The following is an 18,595-nucleotide window of genomic DNA, read 5'->3' as shown; positions in this document are numbered from 1 at the left end:
CGGTTTGAGCAAGGGGGCGATTGTCGCAGATTTGCGGCTATTGCGCCGAACACGCAAAGCAGCCCCTTGTGGGAGCGAGCTTGCTCCCACAGGGGATCAGCCTCAAGGATGCTGTTGTGGGGAAGGAAGCTTTTGTGGCGAGGGAGCTTGCTCCCGCTGGACTGCGCAGCAGGCCCCTGCGTTCTGTCCGCCACATCGCGGTGCCAAATACAGCTGGGGGCTGCTTCGCACCCCAGCGGGAGCAAGCTCCCTCGCCACAAAAGCCAAAGGGTTTCGCTCGCCTGGCGGTTATTCGTTGTCCAGGTCCTTGCGCCGATACGGGAACACGTCGATCACCTTCCCCGCCCGAATCGCCTCTTGCAGGCCTTTCCAGTAGTCGGCGTTGTACAGCTCCCCGTGCAACTGGTCGAACAGCTTGCGCTGCCCGGCGTCGGCGAACAGGAACGGCGGGAATTCTTCGGGGAAGACGTCCAGCGGGCCGATGGAATACCAGGGCTCGGAGGCCATTTCGTCTTCCGGTGTGCGGGGCTGGGGGATGTGGCGGAAGTTGGCTTCGGTCAGGAAGCAGATTTCATCGTAGTCGTAGAACACCACGCGGCCGTGACGGGTCACGCCGAAGTTCTTGAGCAGCATGTCGCCGGGGAAGATATTGGCCGCCGCCAGTTGCTTGATGGCCAGGCCATAGTCTTCCAGCGCCTCGCGCACCTGGTCCTGGTTGGCGTTTTCCAGGTACAGGTTCAGCGGCGTCATGCGCCGTTCGGTCCAGCAGTGGCGAATCAGCACCGTATCGCCTTCCACCGACACCGTGGACGGCGCCACGTCCAGCAGTTCCTCCAGGCAGGCCGGTTCGAACTTGCTCAGGGGAAAGCGGAAATCGGCGAACTCCTGGGTATCGGCCATGCGCCCGACCCGGTCGACACTTTTCACCAGGCGGTACTTCTCGATCACCGTGGCCCGGTCGACGTTTTTCGATGGCGAGAAGCGGTCCTTGATGATCTTGAACACCGTGTTGAAGCCCGGCAGGGTGAACACGCTCATGACCATGCCGCGCACACCCGGGGCCATGATGAACTGGTCGTCGGTGTTCGCCAGGTGGTTGATCAACGCTCGGTAGAACTCGGACTTGCCGTGCTTGTAGAAACCGATGGAGGTGTACAACTCGGCGATGTGCTTGCCCGGCAGGATACGCTTGAGAAAGCCGATGAATTCCGCCGGCACCGGCACGTCCACCATGAAGTAGGAGCGGGTGAACGAGAAGATGATCGACACCTGCGCCTCGTCGGTGATCAGCGCATCGATCTGGATCCCCCGGCCCTCGCGGTGCAACAGCGGGATCACCAGCGGCCATTGGTCGTCGCGGGTGTAGATCCGGCCCACCAGGTAGGCGCCTTTGTTGCGGTAGAGCACCGAGGAAAACAACTCCACGGTCAGCTCAGGGTCCTTGCAGACCCAGTCCGGCAGGTTCTCGCGCAACTGCGCTTCGAGGCGCCGCAGGTCACCCGACAAGTCGGCGTAGTCTTCGCTGAAACGGTAATCGGCGAACACGCTCGCCAGCATCCGGTCCAACTGCCCCTGGGGTTTGTAGGTGCGGGTCTGGGCGGCGCGGGCCCGGCGCAGGCTGGGCCGGGTGGTGTGGATGAACATGGTGCCGTCGCTGATCAGGTCGTGGCTGAACAACCCACAGAAGATCGAGTTGTACCAGGTTTCCGACAGCTCATCGTCGAAGCGCAGGTCGATCAGGCTGATGTAGGCGCTCTTGACCAGCGGCCAGCAGCTCACGTCCATCAGCGTTTCGTCATTGAAGGCCTTGTGCAGCTTGGCGACCGTTTCGAAGACTTTTTCTTCATACAAATTGATGCGCGCCGCCGAAGCCGCTTGCGCCTCCAGCCACAGCGCCTGCTCGAACCGGGCGCGGGCACCGTCGGTGATCTGCCGGAAATGCTCACGATAATCGTCGAAGCCGTCGAGGATCGAACGGGCGATTTCGATAGCGGGCCATGGCTGCGGCATAGGGTAAACCTCGGCGGGTCATGCTTGTTATGGGCGACTGAGCTTAGAGGCCAATCACGCGGCAACGCAACCATTGCCATCGCTATGCAGGGCGGCGACACTTGCCGCCCAATCAAGGAAGGAATGACTCGTGAACCTCGTTGATATCCTGCGTTTACTGTCACTGGCCGCTATCTGGGGCGCCAGTTTCCTGTTCATGCGCATTATCGCCCCCGTCATTGGCACCATCCCCACGGCCTTTTTTCGCGTGTCCATCGCCTTCGTCGGGTTGCTGGTGATCCTGGCCCTGATGCGCATCGACTGGAATTTTCGCGGCAAGCTCAAAGTCGTCATGGTGCTGGGCCTGATCAACTCGGGCATTCCGGCCACGTTTTATTCGCTGGCGGCCCAGGTGCTGCCAGCGGGTTATTCGGCGATCTTCAACGCCACCACACCGTTGATGGGGGTGTTGATCGGCGGCTTGTTCTTCAGCGAAAAACTCACCCCAGCCAAGGTCAGCGGTGTCTGCCTGGGGCTGTTCGGCGTCGGCATCCTGACCCGCGCCGGCCCGGTGGCGTTCGACCTGCAATTGTTGATGGGCGCCCTCGCCTGCCTGCTGGCCACGACCTGCTATGGCTTTGCCGGTTTCCTCACCCGTCGCTGGCTCGATCAGCAAGGGGGCTTGGACAGCCGTCTTTCGGCCCTGGGCAGCATGTTCGGCGCCACGGTGTTCTTGCTGCCGCTGTTTGGCTACAGCGTCATCAACCAACCACCGGCCAGTTGGGGTGGCTGGAGCGTCTGGTTGTCACTGCTGGGGCTGGGCCTGGTGTGTACCGCGCTGGCGTACATCCTTTACTTCCGCCTGCTCAGTTCCATCGGCCCGGTCAAATCGATGACCGTGACTTTCCTGATTCCGCCGTTCGGCGTGCTGTGGGGGGCGTTGTTGCTGGATGAGCCGTTGGGGATGGCACATGTGTATGGCGGGGTGTTGATTGCAGCGGCGTTGTGGTTGGTGTTGAAGCCTTCAGTGGCGAAACCGGCTGAGGTGTCTGCCCGGTAGTTCATCGGCGCTGTTAAAAATGCCTTCGCGAGCAGGCTCGCTCCCACAAGAATTGCACATGACTTGTGGGAGCGAGCCTGCTCGCGAAAGCAGTGGTGCGGTCACTCTACATTTAAGGGCTAGCGACTTTTACGAAACACAAACACCAACCCCACGATGATCAGCACCATCCCCAGCAAGCTCAACAACGCCAACCGGTTGCCAAACACCAGGTAGTCCATGATCGCCGTCACCGCCGGCACCAGGTAGAACAGGCTGGTGACATTCACCAGGTTGCCGCGGGCGATCAGTCGGTACAGCAGCAATGTCGCCAGCACCGACACCACCAGCCCCATCCACAACACCGGCACAAAGAACCCTGTGCTGTACTCGAAATGGAACGGCTGGAACGGCACGAACACCGCGCACAGCACCAGTCCGGCCAGGTACTGCACCGGCAGCGTGCCCAGGGGGTTGTCGGTGATGCGCTTCTGCATGATCGAACCGGCCGTCATGCTCACCAGTGCCAGCAACCCGCAGAGCATCCCGCCCAGGGACATGCCGGCCAGGCCGATGCCCTGGTACACCACCATGACCAACCCGACCAACCCCAGCATCAGGCCGAACATCCGCGACCAGGAACGCTGCCGCTCCATGAGCACCACGGTCAGGATCGGTTGCACGCCCATCAGGGTCGCCATGACCCCCGGCGTGACACTCATTTGCAGCGCCAGCAGATAAAAAATCTGATAGGCGCCCAGCAGCACGAGCCCGGTGGTCGCCGCGTACAGCATCGGCTTGCCGGTCTTGGGCAGCTTGAACTTGAGCAACGGAATCAACAGCACCAGCGCCGACAGCGCAATGGCAAAACGGATCAGCAAAAAGGCGAAGGGGGAAGCGTGGGCCAGGCCCAGCTTGGAAAAGATCGCCCCACTGCTCCACAGCAAAACGAACAGGCTCGTGGAAGCCGCCGCCAACAAGGCGTTTTTGGAAAGGGAAAACATGGATACCACCTGTAGTCAGGCAAAAAGCCAACTCAGCCGAGGCTGAAGTCCAGTAGTTTTTTCAGGCGGGCACAGGGGATAGGCAACCGTTGCCGATCAGCCCTGAATGCCAACACCCGGCGGTGATACGACGGCGTACACCGATGAGCTACGGACAGGTGGAGGGTATTGACCGATCTGCGCAGGCTGCTGGCTCCCACACGGCACGACGCCAGCGTTGAACGCTGGAACCACGACCGCGATGACAGGGGATACAGGCATGAGCCGATCTCTTGAAGAGGTGGGTTCGAAAACCCGAAGAGCGCTGACTATAACCAGCGCCCGATGGACAACGCAATATTTAACCGAACAACCAATAGCCAAGCGCCGTCAGCACCACCACTGCCAACACGGGGCGCATCACCCGGTAGGCCTTGGGATGCTTGCGCTTGAATTGCTTGACCCGGCCACTGATGCCGTCGCTGAACGACTTGCTCCAGGCATAGGCCCGGTTGATGCCACCGACGTGTTCATCATCCAGGTTCTGTGGCGCGGTGGCGCGGCCGAGGAACGCGCTGATGGTGCGGTTGAGACGGGTCATCAACCGGCTTTTCAAGGGCCGCTCGACATCACAGAACAGGATCACGCGCGTCTGCGGGGTTTCGTTCTTGACCCAGTGCACATAGGTTTCATCGAACATGACGTCTTCGCCGTCGCGCCAGGCGTAGATCTGGCCGTCGACGAAAATCCGGCAGTCGTCGGAATTGGGGGTTGACAGCCCCAGGTGATAACGCAACGAACCGGCGAAGGGGTCCCGGTGCGGATTCAGATGGCTGTCACCCGGCAGCAGGGCAAACATGGCGCCCCGAACATTGGGGATCTGGCTGACCAGCGCGACCGTCCTGGGGCACAGCAGCTCAGCCGACGGCAGCGGTTTGTCGTACCACTTGAGGTAAAAACGCTTCCAGCCCTTCTTGAAGAACGAGCCGAAACCCGCGTCGTTGTTCTTCTCGGCAGCGCGAATGTAGCCCTCGTCGAACAGGTGCATGGCCTCGTCGCGGATGACTTGCCAGTTGTCTTTGAGCACATCCAGTTCGGGGAATTTGCTGCGGTCCAGGTACGGTTTCGAGGGCACGCCGGAGAACAGGTACATCAAGGTGTTATAGGGGGCGAACAGCGCCGAGTGGTTGACGAACTGGCGCAACACCGGCAGACGTGCCTTGCCACGCAAATGCACATAAAGCGTACTGCCCAAGAACAGCAGCAACACCGAGGCCTTGGCGACAAACGAAACGGTCATTTTTATAACTCCTTGTCCTAAACACTTGACGCAACGCCTACTGCCCGACGTAGCCGAAGGCCATGTTAATCCCTAATGGCCTGGGTAAAAAACCGTCTGACGCAACATTCTCTGTTGAGTGAAATGCAATAAACACTTTCTAACAGGCGTCACCTGAACCTTGGCTGACGCCTGTCAAACAACTCGTGCAAATGCAACCTGAGGCCTCTCGCGGCAGGCTCCCAAGGCAAGCTCCTGGGACAACCTTGTGTGGCGAGGGAGCTTGCTCCCGCTCGAGTGCGCAGCGCTCGCAGGCTTTTGGGGCCGCTTCGCAGCCCAGCGGGAGCAAGCTCCCTCGCCACACAAGCGTTCTCGCTACAACTGAGTATCCACCGTTACTGCTGGATCTCCTGCTCGGTAAACAGATCACTGAACAGCATGCTCGACAAGTACCGCTCGCCCGAATCCGGCAGGATCACGACGATGGTCTTGCCCTGCATCTCCGGTTTTTCCGCCAGGCGCACGGCCACGGCCATCGCCGCGCCACAAGAGATCCCGCAGAGGATGCCCTCCTCCTGCATCAAGCGCAGGGCCATGGCCTTGGACTCGTCGTCAGTGACCCGCTCGACCAGGTCAACGATCGACAGGTCCAGGTTCTTCGGCACGAACCCGGCGCCGATCCCCTGGATCTTGTGTGGGCTGGGCTTGATCTCCTGGCCCGCCATCGCCTGGGTAATCACCGGCGAAACCTCGGGCTCGACCGCCACCGACAGGATCGGTTTGCCACAGGTGTTCTTGATGTACCGCGAAACGCCGGTGATGGTGCCGCCGGTGCCCACGCCTGCCACCAGCACGTCCACCGCGCCGTCGGTGTCGTTCCAGATTTCCGGACCGGTGGTTTTTTCGTGGATCGCCGGGTTCGCCGGGTTATCGAATTGCTGCGGCATGAAGTATTTGGCTGGATCGCTGGCCATGATCTCGGCGGCTTTGTCGATGGCTCCCTTCATGCCCTTCGCCGGTTCGGTGAGCACCAGCTCCGCACCCAGGGCCTTGAGCACTTTGCGCCGCTCGATGCTCATGGAGGCGGGCATGGTCAGCATCAGCTTGTAGCCACGGGCGGCGGCGACGAACGCCAGGCCGATCCCGGTATTGCCCGACGTCGGTTCGACGATGGTCATGCCCGGCTTGAGTTTGCCCGAGCTTTCAGCGTCCCAGATCATGTTCGCACCGATCCGGCACTTGACCGAATACCCGGGGTTACGCCCCTCGATCTTGGCCAGGATGGTCACACCGCGCGGAGCAATGCGGTTGATCTGCACCAGCGGCGTATTACCGATGGAATGGGCGTTGTCAGCGAATATACGGCTCATGGCTGGGTCCTTGATGCAGCGGGAATGTAAGCCTTTAAAGGTATGCCTGTTGCCCATGGGCGTCCAGTTGCACCGAACGATCCTGTTGTTGCGACAGTCAATGGCATTAGAAGGCGCTCCCCCAACAAACGCTGGAGACTGACTGCCATGAAGCGTCGATACCGTTGGCCATTGTGGATTTTCGCCGCCATCGCCGCGGTGCTGGTGGCCCTGCATTTTGCCCTGCCTTACCTGGTACGCGACTACCTGAACGACAAACTGGCCGACATGGGCGATTATCGCGGCCAGATCACCGACGTGGACCTGGCCCTGTGGCGCGGTGCCTACCGGATCAACGGCCTGGAAATCGTCAAGGTCGACGGCAAGGTCCCGGTGCCGTTCGTCACCGCACCGCTGGTGGACCTGTCGGTGAGCTGGCATTCGCTGTGGTACGACCATGCGGTGGTGGCCGAGGTGGAATTCGCCCGCCCGGAAGTGAACTTCGTCGACGGTGGGGCCAACCGACAGAACTCCCAGACCGGCCGGGGCACCAACTGGCGCGAGCAACTGGAAAAACTGCTGCCCATCACCTTCAATGAAGTGCGCATCCGTGATGGCAAGGTCACCTTTCGCAATTTCAACTCCAAGCCACCGGTCAACCTGCGGGCCACCGACGTCAACGCCAGCTTCTACAACCTGACCAACGTGGTCGACACCGAAGGCAAGCGCGACGCCCGTTTCGAGGGCAAGGCCCTGGTGGCCGAACACGCGCCGTTGGAAATGCAGGCCACCTTCGACCCCTTGAGCAACTTCGAGGACTTCGACTTCCGCCTGCGGGCCAGGAACATCGAGCTCAAGCGCCTGAACGATTTCGCCGCGGCGTATGGCAAATTCGATTTCAATGCCGGCCACGGCGACGTAGTGATCGAGGCCGAAGCCGACAACGCCAAGCTCAGCGGCTACATCAAGCCATTGCTGCGCGATGTCGACGTGTTCGACTGGCAGCAGGACGTGGAAAACCAGAACAAGAACATCTTCCGCTCGGTCTGGGAAGCGCTGGTCGGCACAGGCGAAACGGCCCTCAAGAACCAGCGCAAGAACCAGTTCGCCACCCGGGTGGAACTCAGTGGCAATGTTCATCAGCAGGACATCAGCGCCTTCGAAGCCTTTCTGCAGATCCTGCGCAACGGTTTCGTCCAGGCCTTCAATGCCCGTTATGAACAGCCACCGCCGTCGGCCGATTAAGGTGTTTGCCGGCTTTTTTGTGGCGAGGGAGCTTGTTCCCGCTCAAGTGCGTAGCGATTGCAGGCTTTTTGGGGCCGCTTCGCAGCCCAGCGGGAGCAAGCTCCCTCGCCACTGGGTGATGATGACCCATCGGGTGATAGCCGAGACTGAGTCAACATGTGACGCCCCATTCAGAGACTGAATACAGCGTCTGCGTTCACAGTCGCCGGGGCGCCGCGTTATAGTCGGGCACGATATTTATTTCGCGCGCCCCGCCTCGCCGGGCCGGCGACACGTTCGAGGAAATTGCAGATGAAGTTCGAAGGCACCAGCGCCTACGTGGCCACCGATGACCTGAAACTGGCCGTGAACGCCGCCATCACCCTGGAGCGGCCATTGCTGGTCAAGGGCGAACCGGGCACCGGCAAGACCATGCTGGCCGAACAACTGGCCGAGTCCTTCGGCGCGCGCCTGATCACTTGGCACATCAAGTCCACCACCAAGGCCCACCAGGGCTTGTACGAGTACGATGCGGTCAGCCGCCTGCGAGACTCGCAGTTGGGCGTGGACAAGGTCCACGACGTGCGCAACTACCTGAAGAAAGGCAAGCTCTGGGAAGCGTTCGAGTCCGAGGAACGGGTGATCCTGCTGATCGACGAAATCGACAAGGCCGACATCGAGTTCCCCAACGACCTGCTGCAGGAACTCGACAAGATGGAGTTCTACGTCTACGAGACCGACGAAACCATCAAGGCCAAGCAACGGCCGATCATCATCATTACCTCCAACAACGAAAAGGAATTGCCGGACGCGTTTCTGCGCCGCTGCTTCTTTCACTACATCGCCTTCCCCGACCGCGTCACCCTGCAGAAGATCGTCGATGTGCATTACCCGGACATCAAGAAGGACTTGGTCAGCGAAGCGCTGGACGTGTTCTTCGACGTGCGCAAGGTGCCGGGCCTGAAGAAAAAGCCTTCCACGTCCGAACTGGTGGACTGGCTCAAGCTGCTGATGGCCGACAACATCGGCGAAGCGGTGCTGCGCGAGCGCGATCCAACCAAGGCCATCCCGCCGCTGGCTGGCGCCCTGGTCAAGAACGAACAGGACGTGCAATTGCTCGAGCGCCTGGCGTTCATGAGCCGTCGCGGCACTCGCTGAGCCTCTTTGTCCAACAAGAGCGAGGGCGATTGCCATGCTGCTTAACCTGTTCAACGAGATGCGCGCCGCCAAGGTGCCCGTGTCGGTGCGTGAACTGCTGGACCTGATCAACGCGCTGAAACAGCGGGTGATCTTCGCCGACATGGACGAGTTCTATTACCTGTCCCGGGCGATCCTGGTGAAGGACGAACGGCATTTCGACAAGTTCGACCGAGCCTTCGCCGCCTACTTCAACGGCCTGGAGAAACTCGACGACCACCTCCAGGCGCTGATTCCCGAAGACTGGTTGCGCAAGGAATTTGAGCGTTCGCTGACCGACGAAGAGCGGGCGCAGATCCAGTCCCTGGGTGGCCTGGACAAGCTGATCGAAGAATTCAAGAAGCGCCTGGAAGAACAGAAGGAACGCCATGCCGGCGGCAACAAGTGGATCGGCACCGGCGGCACCAGCCCGTTCGGCTCCGGCGGCTTCAACCCCGAGGGCATTCGGGTCGGCGACGCCGGCAAGCGCCAGGGCAAGGCCGTGAAGGTCTGGGACCAGCGCGAGTACAAGAACCTCGACGACCAGGTGGAACTGGGCACCCGCAACATCAAGATCGCCCTGCGCCGCCTGCGCAAGTTCGCCCGCCAGGGTGCGGCCGAAGAGCTGGACATCGATGGCACCATCGACCACACCGCCCGCGATGCCGGCCTTTTGAACATCCAGATGCGCCCGGAACGACGCAACACCGTGAAGCTGTTGCTGCTGTTCGACATCGGTGGCTCGATGGATGCCCACGTGAAGATCTGCGAAGAACTGTTCTCGGCCTGCAAGACCGAGTTCAAGCACCTGGAGTATTTCTACTTCCACAACTTCGTCTACGAATCGGTGTGGAAGAACAACCTGCGCCGCACCTCGGAGCGCACCTCGACCCAGGACCTGCTGCACAAATACGGCGCCGACTACAAAGTGATCTTCATCGGCGATGCCGCCATGGCGCCTTATGAAATCACCCAGGCCGGCGGCAGCGTCGAACACTGGAACGAAGAAGCCGGTTATGTGTGGATGCAGCGCTTCATGGAGAAGTATAAGAAGCTCATCTGGATCAATCCGTACCCCAAGGACACCTGGGGCTATACCGCCTCGACCAACATCGTGCGCGAGTTGGTGGAAGACCGGATGTATCCGCTGACCTTGCGGGGGTTGGAGGAAGGGATGCGGTTTCTTTCCAAGTGATCTTTGGTGCCCTTTAGGGCCTCATCGCGAGCAAGCTCGCTCCCACACTGGATCTTTGTCGCTAGCAGATCCCTGTGGGAGCGAGCTTGCTCGCGTTGCTTTTAGCGGTTTAACAGCGCCCGCAAACACTCAACCTGCTGCCGATGCGCAACCGCCTGCACCACCGGCCGCAACCGCACCTGCGCCCCCGGCAGGCATTGCGCCAACCGGGCCAGGGCCAGCGGGCTCAAGGCGCCCAGCCGTGGATAGCCACCGATGGTTTGCCGGTCGTTGAGCAATACAATTGGCTGGCCGTCCGGCGGCACCTGCACGGCACCAAGCGGGATGCCTTCGGAAATCATCGCCGGCCCCTGATATTCCAGGGCCGTGCCCAGCAACCGCATGCCCATGCGATCGGCGCGACTGTCCAGGGTCCAAGCCGTATTGAACGCGTCGTACAGGCTCTGCCCACTGAACGCACCGTTCTGCGCCCCCAGGATCAAATCCAGCGGCTGCGTTTGCTGGAAATCCGGAATCAGCGTGTGCGGCATGGGCCGAGGCGTCGGCGTGCCTGAATAGCTCAGGTGCTCGCCGCGATTCAACGCCCGCCCTCTCCCATCCAGGCCGCCGAGTTCCTCACGCACCACCGTCGCCCGGCTGCCCAGCACCGCAGGCGCATTGAAACCGCCCGGAGCTGCCAGGTAGGCCCGGGCACCGAGCACAGGCTGGGTGAGCGCCAGCACCTGGCCCTTGCGCAAACTGAAGAAGCGCCACGACGCCACCCCCTGGCCGTCTATCCGCGCGCCCAGGTCCGCCCCGGCCAGCGCCAGCACGCAATCGTCTTCGGCCACCACGGTGAAACCGCCGAGGGTGATCTCCACCACCGCCGCGCCCAGGGCATTGCCGAGCATCCAGTTGGCCCAGGCCATCGACAACCAGTCCGCCGCGCCACCCTGGGTCACGCCCAAATGCCTCACGCCGAAACGGCCGGCGTCCTGCAACAGGCACAGCGGGGTGCTGGCCTCGATCAACAACCGGCTCATGCCTGGGCCTCCAACGGTGTGTCGTCGCCACCCAGCGCGATGAATTCGGCATGATCCACAGGGGCAAATCGCACCGTGTCCCCCGGCTGCATCAGGCTGTAGCCATCACGCTGGCGATCGAACAGTTTGGTCGGGGTGCGACCGATCAGGTTCCAGCCACCGGGCGACACCACCGGATACGCCGCGGTCTGGCGCTCGGCGATACCCACGCTGCCCGCCGCCACGCGTTTGCGCGGCGTGTCGAGGCGTGGTGCGGCCAGTTCCTCGTTCACCAGCCCCATGAAGGCGAAGCCAGGAGCAAAGCCCAAGGCAAACACCTGGTACTCGCGTTCGCTGTGGCGGCCGATCACCTGGGCGACCGTCAGCCCGCTGCGGCTCGCCAGCAGTTCCAGCTCCGGACCGACACCGAGGTCGTACCACACCGGCAGCACGTGGCATTGGCCGGCGGTCCGGGCATCCGGTGAAAGGTTATTCAACGCCTCGTCGATCAATTCGCGAGCTTGCATCGGGTTCAGGGCAAGCAAATCGTAGTGCACCATTAACGTGGTGTAGGACGGCACCAGGTCGATCAGATGTTCGGCAAACACCGCTCGCAGGCGTTCGCTGGCGGCAAGCATCCAGGGCATGTTGGCCTCGGCGATCTCATCGAACAGACGCACCATCAGGCAGTCCACCGCCACCACTTCCACGCGTGGTCTCATGGCGCACTCTGCCCATCCAGGGCTTCGCGGATGCGTTGCACGGCCGCCACGGAGCTGGCGTTGTCGCCGTGTACGCACAAGGTGTTGGCCATAAGGTGCAAGGCACTGCCGTCGCTGGCGGTCAACGCGTCGCCGCGGGCGATGGTCAGGGCCTGCCCGATAATCACCTCGGGATCGTGGTGCACCGCGCCCGGTGCTTGCCGCGAAACCAGGCGACCGGCACTGTCATAGGCGCGGTCGGCAAAGGCTTCGAACCACAGGGTCAGGCCGTACTCGTCGCCCAGGGCCTGGGCGGCGCTGTTGTCCCGGGTCGCCATGAGCATCAGCGGCAGTTGCCGATCATAGGCCGCGACGGCCTGAATCACCGCGCGCAGTTGCGCCGGGTTGGCCATCATGTCGTTGTACATCGCGCCGTGGGGCTTGACGTAGCTAACCCGTCCGCCTTGCGCCCGGCAGATGCCGTCGAGGGCGCCGATCTGGTAGTGCAGCAAGTCCTGCAATTCCTGGGCACCGTAGGCCATGGAGCGGCGGCCGAAGCCTGCCAGGTCCTGATAGGCCGGGTGCGCGCCGATTCGCACGCCGTGGCTCAGGGCCAGGCTGACGGTCTTGCGCATGATGCTCGGGTCGCCGGCATGGAAGCCGCAGGCGATGTTGGCGCAATCGATGAAGGGCATCACCTCGGCGTCCAGACCCATGGTCCAGCTGCCGAAGCTTTCGCCAATGTCGCAGTTCAATAGCAGGCGGCTCACGGTGAACGCTCCTGTAGGTTCTTTCTTCGTTTAACTGTGGGACATGTGCCCGCAGGTTATCAGTTACTCAGCTTCCAACTGCTTGCCTTGGGTTTCCGGCAGGCTCAGGGCCGCGAGGATCACCACGCCATAGGACACCGCCGCGAACGCCCCTATACCCACGCTCAGTGGCACCTTCTGGCTCAAAATACCGATCAACAGCGGAAACAATGCCGCCACCGCCCGGCCAATGTTGTAGCAGAAGCCTTGGCCCGAACCCCGAATGCGCGTAGGAAACAGTTCGGTGAGGAACGAGCCCATGCCGCTGAACATCCCCGAAGCGAAGAAGCCCAAGGGGAAGCCCAGCCAGAGCATCACGGTATTGCTCACCGGCACCTGCGTGTAGAGCAACACGATGGTGAACGAGCCGACGGCGAACAGGACGAAGTTTTTCTTGCGGCCGAGAATGTCACTCAGGTACGCGCTGATGACATAACCCACATAGGAACCGACGATGACCATCGCCAGGTAGCCGCCGGTGCTCAGTACGCTCAAGCCGCGCTCGTTCTTCAGGAAAGTCGGCAGCCAGGATGTGATCGCGTAGTAACCGCCCAACGCGCCGGTGGTCAGAAGCGAAGCCCGGATGGTGGTGGAGAGGATGCCGGGGGCAAAAATCTCATAGAACTTCGCTGGATTTTCCGGCGTCAGCCGGGCCTTGGTCTGGTTATAGACCTCCGGGTCCTTGACCAGGCGCCGGACGAATATCACGAATATCGCCGGGACAATGCCCAGGATAAACAACGCGCGCCAGGCGTCTTCCGGCGGAAGCACCGAGAACAGCAGCGCATACAGGATCGCCGTCATGCCCCAGCCCAGGGCCCAACCCGACTGAACCATGCCCACCGCCTTGCCGCGGTCCTTGGCGCGGATCACCTCGCCCATCAACACCGCGCCGGCAGTCCACTCGCCGCCGAAGCCAAAGCCCATCAGTGTGCGAGCGATCAACAGTTGTTCGTAATTCTGGGCAAAGCCGCACAGAAAGGTGAAGAAGGCGAACCACAGCACCGTCAGTTGCAGGGTGCGCACCCGACCAATGCGGTCCGAGAGAATGCCCGCCACCCAGCCGCCAATGGCCGAAGCGATCAAGGTGCTGGTGTGAATCAGGCCTGCCTGCCCGGTGGTAATGCCCCACATCGCGATCAGGGTCGGCACCACGAAGCTGAGCATTTGCGTGTCCATGCCGTCCAGGGCGTAGCCGATCTTGCAGCTCCAGAAGGTGCGACGTTCCTGCTGGTTGATGTTGCGATACCAATCGAATGGGCCGGAACGGGCCTGGGGTTGGGGGACGCCGAGCGTGTCGGGTGCACTCATGGTGGTTCTCCACGGTTTTATTGTTTTGAGTCTCGACGACGCTGACGTGGAGACCGTTGCCCCGATTCTTGAACGCACGGCCGATCCCGTCCAACGAATAAAACCTTGGCTGGGTCATAAGAAAAACTTGATTGGGCAGAACATCGCCAGCAAAGGCGGACCGCTTTTGTGGCGAGGGAGCTTGCTCCCGCTGGGGCGCGCAGCGGCCCCAAACCAGACGTTGCACAGTGTCAGGTGTAAGGTGCCGGACCGTTTTGGGTCTGCTTCGCAGACCAGCGGGAGCAAGCTCCCTCGCCACAAAAGCCCTGCGGTGTCAGAGTCCGCGCAGGTCGCGCTCTTCAATCGGCCGGCCCTGGCGCAGGCGCTTGCCGCCCAGCACCACCCAGTCGATCAGGCGGAACAGGCATTCCAGGCCGAACGACAGCAACAACGCACCGCTGATGCCCCAGATCATGGCCTCGGGGGTCAACAGGATCTGGTAGCTGTAGCCGTTCCAGGTTTCCTTGCGGATGTCCGGATCGGCGGCCAGCGCCACTTGCAGCAAGCGGATGTACCACGGGCCTTGCATCGCCTGGAATTGCTTGTCCAGGGCCTGCTGGCGCACGAGCAAGGTGTTCAGGCTGTCGGCGTCGCTGCGAAAGATCGGGTCTTCGCTGGCGCGGTAATGGGCCACCAGGGCTTGCATGTCGCCCTTGAAGAACTGGTTGGCGGTGCCCTGGAACCCTTGCAGGCCGGTCTGCGCCTCGATCAGGTGCGCCTCGACCCGCTTGGCGTAATCATTGATGAAGCCCGGCACCTGGACTCCAACCAACAGGCCCACCGCGAACAACACCAGCCGTAGATAACTGAGCAACATAACGTGACGTCCTTATTCGGTCCGGCCTTGGCTGACGCATTCGCCGCGTCGCCACAGGCTCCATTGGCCCGGTTCGTAGCGGGTCCAGGTTTCATTTTCGGTCAAGGGCTCGGTGGCGATCACCGTGACCACGTCGTTGGGCGTGGTTTCCGCCTGGAAATCGACAATCACATCCACATCCTTGAGGCGCGCCGGGCCGAACGGCGCACGACGGGTGATCTGCGCCAGTTTGGTCGAGCAATAGCAGAACAGCCAGTCGCCATCACTGAGCAGGCAGTTGAACACGCCTTTGCTGCGGTACGCGGCGCAGGCTTCGATCAACGACGGTAGCAATTGCTCCACCTCCACCGGCTCGGGGAAAGCCTGGCGCACGCGGTTGAGCAGATCGCAGAAAGCCGCTTCGCTGTCGGTATCGCCCACCGGGCGGTAGAAGCTCACGCCCGGATGGAAATCGGCGAGCTGGCCGTTGTGGGCAAAACACCAGTTGCGGCCCCACAACTCACGCACGAACGGGTGCGTATTGGACAGGCAGACCTTGCCGACGTTGGCCTGGCGAATGTGCCCGATCACCACTTCGCTCTTGATCGGATAGCGCTGCACCAGGTTCGCCACTTCCGATTCGCTGCTGGCGGCCGGGTCCTGGAACAAGCGCAGGCCTCGGCCCTCATAGAAGGCGATGCCCCAGCCGTCCCGATGCGGCCCGGTCTTGCCGCCGCGCTGCATCAGCCCGGTGAAGCTGAACACGATGTCGGTCGGCACATTGGCGCTCATGCCCAATAACTCACACATGCTCGAACTCTCGCTTCAAGGGGCAGGCCCGGTTACAGGCGCGGTTCGATACGCGAACGCTGGGGGTTGCTCGGCACGGGCGGGCGACCGTAACGGTCGTCACCGGCCACGCCGAACGGCGGCTCGTCCTCCGGTTCATCGGCGGCAGCGGCGGCTTTTGCGGCGGCGGCCCGCTCCTTGCGAGCGTTGGCGGCGCGCTCGATGGGGAAGCGGATCAGCACGAAAACCAAGTAGAGGCCGAAGGCGATCATGCCGTACATGAGCAGATCGGAAGCCGCTCGCCAGACGTTGTTGCCGACTTTGAACAGCACGTCCAGGGCAACAATGGCCAGGGCCGGGGCGAACTTGTCCTTCACCGGATCCACGATGGTCGGGCAAAACAGCAACACCGCCATCAGCAACCGCAGCGGTTCGCGCAACCAGCGCCACATCCAGCGGGTCATGCGCATCCACACCAGCAGGCAGCCCAGGGCGGCGAAGGCGTAGAGGCCCCAGGCGATCAGATAGTCATTCTCGGTCATGGTGTCCATGGCAAGGCAGGCAAAGAGACGCTTATAGTAACGGCTTTTCGCTCGTCAGGCTGCCCCGGCGTCTGGCGAATGGCCTGTGTGGTTGGTTCTGTCCAGGCCATGTGTCCCTTTTCGTACAACGTTCGAGAGCCTTTCATGTCCCTATCTGCCCACGTTCCCAACGCCCCGATTGCCCGCAAGGACGCCGGTGTTGACCCATACGCCTGGCTGCAGGAACGCGACACCGACGCCGTGCTCGACTACCTCAAGGCGGAAAACAGCTACCAGGAGGCGCAACTCGCCGACCAGGCCGAGCTGCGCGAAACCCTGTTCCAGGAGATCAAGGGCCGGATTCTCGAGACCGACCTGTCGCTGCCCTCGCCCTGGGGCCCGTACCTGTATTACACCCGTACCACCGCCGGTGACGAATACCCGCGCCACTACCGCTGCCCGCGGCCGGCCGATGACAGCCTGAGAGTGGATGAAAGCCGTGAACAACTGCTGCTGGACCCGAACGTGCTGGCCGGCGGAGGCTTCTTTTCCCTGGGCGCGTTCAGCATCAGCCCTGACCACCAGCGTCTGGCCTACAGCCTGGACACCACGGGCGACGAGATCTACACCCTGTTCGTGAAGGAATTGTCCAACGACAAGGTCAGCGAACTGTCCTTCGCCAATTGCGACGGCAGCATGACCTGGGCCAACGACAGCCTGACGCTGTTTTTCGGCGAGTTGGACGACACTCATCGCCCCCACAAACTCTGGCGCTATCGCTTGGACGGCACGGCCGCCGAGCAAGTGTTCCATGAGCCGGACGGGCGTTTCTTCCTGCACTGCTATCGTTCGAGCTCGGAAAAGCAGTTGATCCTGTCCCTGGGCAGCAAGACCACCAGCGAAGTCTGGGTGCTGGACGCCGCACAACCGCAGCGCCCCTTTACCTGCCTGGCGCCCCGCGTGGAAAACCATGAATACGACGTCGACCACGGCCTGCTCGATGGCCAATGGACCTGGTTGATCCGCAGCAACCGCGACGGAATCAACTTCGCGTTGTACCAGGCCGCTGACACGGGCGTAGCGCCGACCGAGGCCGACTGGCAGAACCTGATCCCCCACAGCGACACGGTGATGATCGACGGCCTGAGCCTGAACGCCGGGGCCATGACCTTGAGCCTGCGTGAGGGCGGCTTGCCGATCATCGAAGTTCACCCGCAAGGCTTTCCGGCGTATCGGGTGCAACTGCCGGATGCGGCCTACAGCCTGCATGTGCAGAACAGCCTGGAATTCGTCAGCGATCGCATCCGCCTGCGCTACGAGGCCCTGAATCGTCCGGCGCAGATCCGTCAGTTGGACCTGGCCAGCGGCGCACAGGTCGTGCTCAAGCAAACCCCGGTACTGGGCCCGTTCGACGCCGATGCCTACGTCAGCCAGCGGCTTTGGGCTACAGCACCAGACGGCACCCAGGTGCCCATCAGCCTGGTGATCAAGCGCGAAGCCCTTGGCCGGCCGGTACCGCTGTACCTGTACGGCTACGGTGCTTATGGCGAAAGCCTCGACCCGTGGTTTTCCCATTCGCGGCTGAGCCTGCTTGACCGCGGCGTAGCGTTTGCCATCGCCCATGTGCGCGGCGGCGGCGAGCTGGGGGAAGCCTGGTATCGCGCCGGCAAGCAGGAACACAAACACAACACGTTCAGCGACTTCATCGCCTGCGCCGAACATCTGATCAGCAACGGCTTCACCAGCGCCGAGCAACTGGCAATCAGCGGCGGCAGCGCCGGTGGCCTGCTGATCGGCGCGGTGCTCAATCAACGCCCGGAGCTGTTCAAGGTGGCGATTGCCGAGGTGCCATTCGTCGACGTGCTCAACACCATGCTCGACCCGGACTTGCCATTGACCGTCACCGAATACGACGAATGGGGCAATCCAGAGGAACCGGAGGTTTATGATCGGATCCGGGCCTACGCCCCGTATGAAAACGTCCGCGCCCAAGCGTACCCGGCGCTGCTGGTGATCGCCGGTTACAACGACAGCCGTGTGCAGTACTGGGAAGCGGCCAAGTGGGTGGCGAAATTGCGGGCCACCAAGACCGACGACAACCCGCTGCTGCTCAAGACCGAACTGGGCGCCGGCCATGGCGGAATGAGCGGGCGCTACCAGGGATTGCGTGACGTAGCGCTCGAATATGCATTTGTGTTGAAGGTTTTGGGGCTGGTCTGAGGAACTCTGTGGGATGGCCGGGTCTTAGCTGCATGCGCAAGGCCTTGCTGTAACCCAGCCCAATGTGGGAAGGGCTTTGTGGGAGCAAGGCTTGCCCGCGATACAGGCGACTCAGTTCTGTCTGTCAGATCAAGTTGAGGCCATCGCGGGCAAGCCTTGCTCCCACAAGAGTCT

General features: G+C 61.9%; 16 protein-coding genes. 5 read left to right on the top strand and 11 right to left on the bottom strand.

The window, feature by feature from the left end:
• Positions 1-288 precede the first annotated feature (288 nt).
• A complete protein-coding gene (gene aceK / locus LQ215_RS15410; protein ID WP_230151099.1) occupies positions 289-2,010 on the bottom strand; it encodes a bifunctional isocitrate dehydrogenase kinase/phosphatase in 1,722 nt (573 codons plus the stop codon).
• A 130-nt stretch (positions 2,011-2,140) separates the two neighbouring features.
• Here aceK and LQ215_RS15405 point away from each other — a divergent pair, with 130 nt between their 5' ends.
• Entirely contained in the window at positions 2,141-3,049 is a 909-nt protein-coding gene (locus tag LQ215_RS15405; protein ID WP_230151096.1) for a DMT family transporter, read from the top strand.
• A gap of 119 nt (positions 3,050-3,168) precedes the next feature.
• Here LQ215_RS15405 and LQ215_RS15400 read toward each other — a convergent pair whose 3' ends face one another.
• From LQ215_RS15400 to cysK, 3 genes are all read right to left on the bottom strand, one after another.
• A complete protein-coding gene (locus tag LQ215_RS15400) occupies positions 3,169-4,032 on the bottom strand; it encodes a DMT family transporter (protein WP_230151093.1) in 864 nt (287 codons plus the stop codon).
• Positions 4,033-4,372: 340 nt separating this feature from the next.
• The gene (locus tag LQ215_RS15395) at positions 4,373-5,311 is read right to left on the bottom strand and encodes an aspartyl/asparaginyl beta-hydroxylase domain-containing protein (protein WP_230151090.1); all 939 of its coding nucleotides are present in this window, start codon (positions 5,309-5,311) and stop codon (positions 4,373-4,375) included.
• A gap of 374 nt (positions 5,312-5,685) precedes the next feature.
• Complete coding sequence (cysK, locus tag LQ215_RS15390) at positions 5,686-6,660, bottom strand: cysteine synthase A (RefSeq protein WP_230151088.1); 975 nt, start codon at positions 6,658-6,660, stop codon at positions 5,686-5,688.
• Between the two features lie 147 nt (positions 6,661-6,807).
• On the opposite strand from cysK, the gene LQ215_RS15385 reads away from it, so the two are divergent.
• The 3 genes from LQ215_RS15385 (at position 6,808) to LQ215_RS15375 (ending at position 10,234) form a co-directional block, all read left to right on the top strand.
• Complete coding sequence (locus LQ215_RS15385) at positions 6,808-7,884, top strand: DUF748 domain-containing protein (RefSeq protein WP_230151086.1); 1,077 nt, start codon at positions 6,808-6,810, stop codon at positions 7,882-7,884.
• A gap of 291 nt (positions 7,885-8,175) precedes the next feature.
• Entirely contained in the window at positions 8,176-9,021 is an 846-nt protein-coding gene (locus LQ215_RS15380) for an AAA family ATPase (RefSeq protein WP_003184225.1), read from the top strand.
• Positions 9,022-9,055: 34 nt separating this feature from the next.
• Positions 9,056-10,234, top strand: a complete 1,179-nt coding sequence (locus LQ215_RS15375) for a vWA domain-containing protein (RefSeq protein ID WP_003198888.1) — start codon at positions 9,056-9,058, stop codon at positions 10,232-10,234.
• A gap of 101 nt (positions 10,235-10,335) precedes the next feature.
• Here the strand turns inward: LQ215_RS15375 and LQ215_RS15370 are convergent, their stop codons facing one another.
• The 7 genes from LQ215_RS15370 to LQ215_RS15340 form a co-directional block, all read right to left on the bottom strand.
• Entirely contained in the window at positions 10,336-11,256 is a 921-nt protein-coding gene (locus tag LQ215_RS15370; protein WP_230151083.1) for a biotin-dependent carboxyltransferase family protein, read from the bottom strand.
• A complete protein-coding gene (gene pxpB, locus LQ215_RS15365; protein ID WP_230151080.1) occupies positions 11,253-11,957 on the bottom strand; it encodes a 5-oxoprolinase subunit PxpB in 705 nt (234 codons plus the stop codon). The genes LQ215_RS15370 and pxpB overlap by 4 nt, the downstream gene beginning before the upstream one ends.
• Positions 11,954-12,706 carry a 5-oxoprolinase subunit PxpA gene (locus LQ215_RS15360; RefSeq protein ID WP_230151079.1) on the bottom strand — a complete coding sequence of 251 codons (753 nt, stop codon included), beginning with the start codon at positions 12,704-12,706 and terminating at the stop codon, positions 11,954-11,956. The genes pxpB and LQ215_RS15360 overlap by 4 nt, the downstream gene beginning before the upstream one ends.
• Before the next feature lie 63 nt (positions 12,707-12,769).
• Positions 12,770-14,056, bottom strand: coding sequence for an MFS transporter (locus LQ215_RS15355; RefSeq protein WP_230151077.1), 1,287 nt, complete (start codon positions 14,054-14,056; stop codon positions 12,770-12,772).
• 313 nt (positions 14,057-14,369) lie between these two features.
• On the bottom strand, positions 14,370-14,912 hold the full coding sequence (locus tag LQ215_RS15350; RefSeq protein WP_057449800.1) for a DUF2937 family protein: 543 nt from the start codon (positions 14,910-14,912) through the stop codon (positions 14,370-14,372).
• A gap of 12 nt (positions 14,913-14,924) precedes the next feature.
• On the bottom strand, positions 14,925-15,701 hold the full coding sequence (locus tag LQ215_RS15345; protein ID WP_230151075.1) for a class II glutamine amidotransferase: 777 nt from the start codon (positions 15,699-15,701) through the stop codon (positions 14,925-14,927).
• A 32-nt stretch (positions 15,702-15,733) separates the two neighbouring features.
• Positions 15,734-16,231 carry an MFS transporter gene (locus LQ215_RS15340; protein WP_230151073.1) on the bottom strand — a complete coding sequence of 166 codons (498 nt, stop codon included), beginning with the start codon at positions 16,229-16,231 and terminating at the stop codon, positions 15,734-15,736.
• 135 nt (positions 16,232-16,366) lie between these two features.
• Here LQ215_RS15340 and LQ215_RS15335 point away from each other — a divergent pair, with 135 nt between their 5' ends.
• On the top strand, positions 16,367-18,421 hold the full coding sequence (locus LQ215_RS15335; protein ID WP_230151070.1) for a S9 family peptidase: 2,055 nt from the start codon (positions 16,367-16,369) through the stop codon (positions 18,419-18,421).
• Positions 18,422-18,595 lie beyond the last annotated feature (174 nt).

The sequence above is a fragment of the Pseudomonas brassicacearum genome, assembly GCF_918698105.1.
Taxonomy (GTDB): domain Bacteria; phylum Pseudomonadota; class Gammaproteobacteria; order Pseudomonadales; family Pseudomonadaceae; genus Aquipseudomonas; species Aquipseudomonas brassicacearum_F.
Note: the sequence above shows the minus strand (reverse complement) of the source record. Positions and strands in the feature narration are given on the sequence as shown.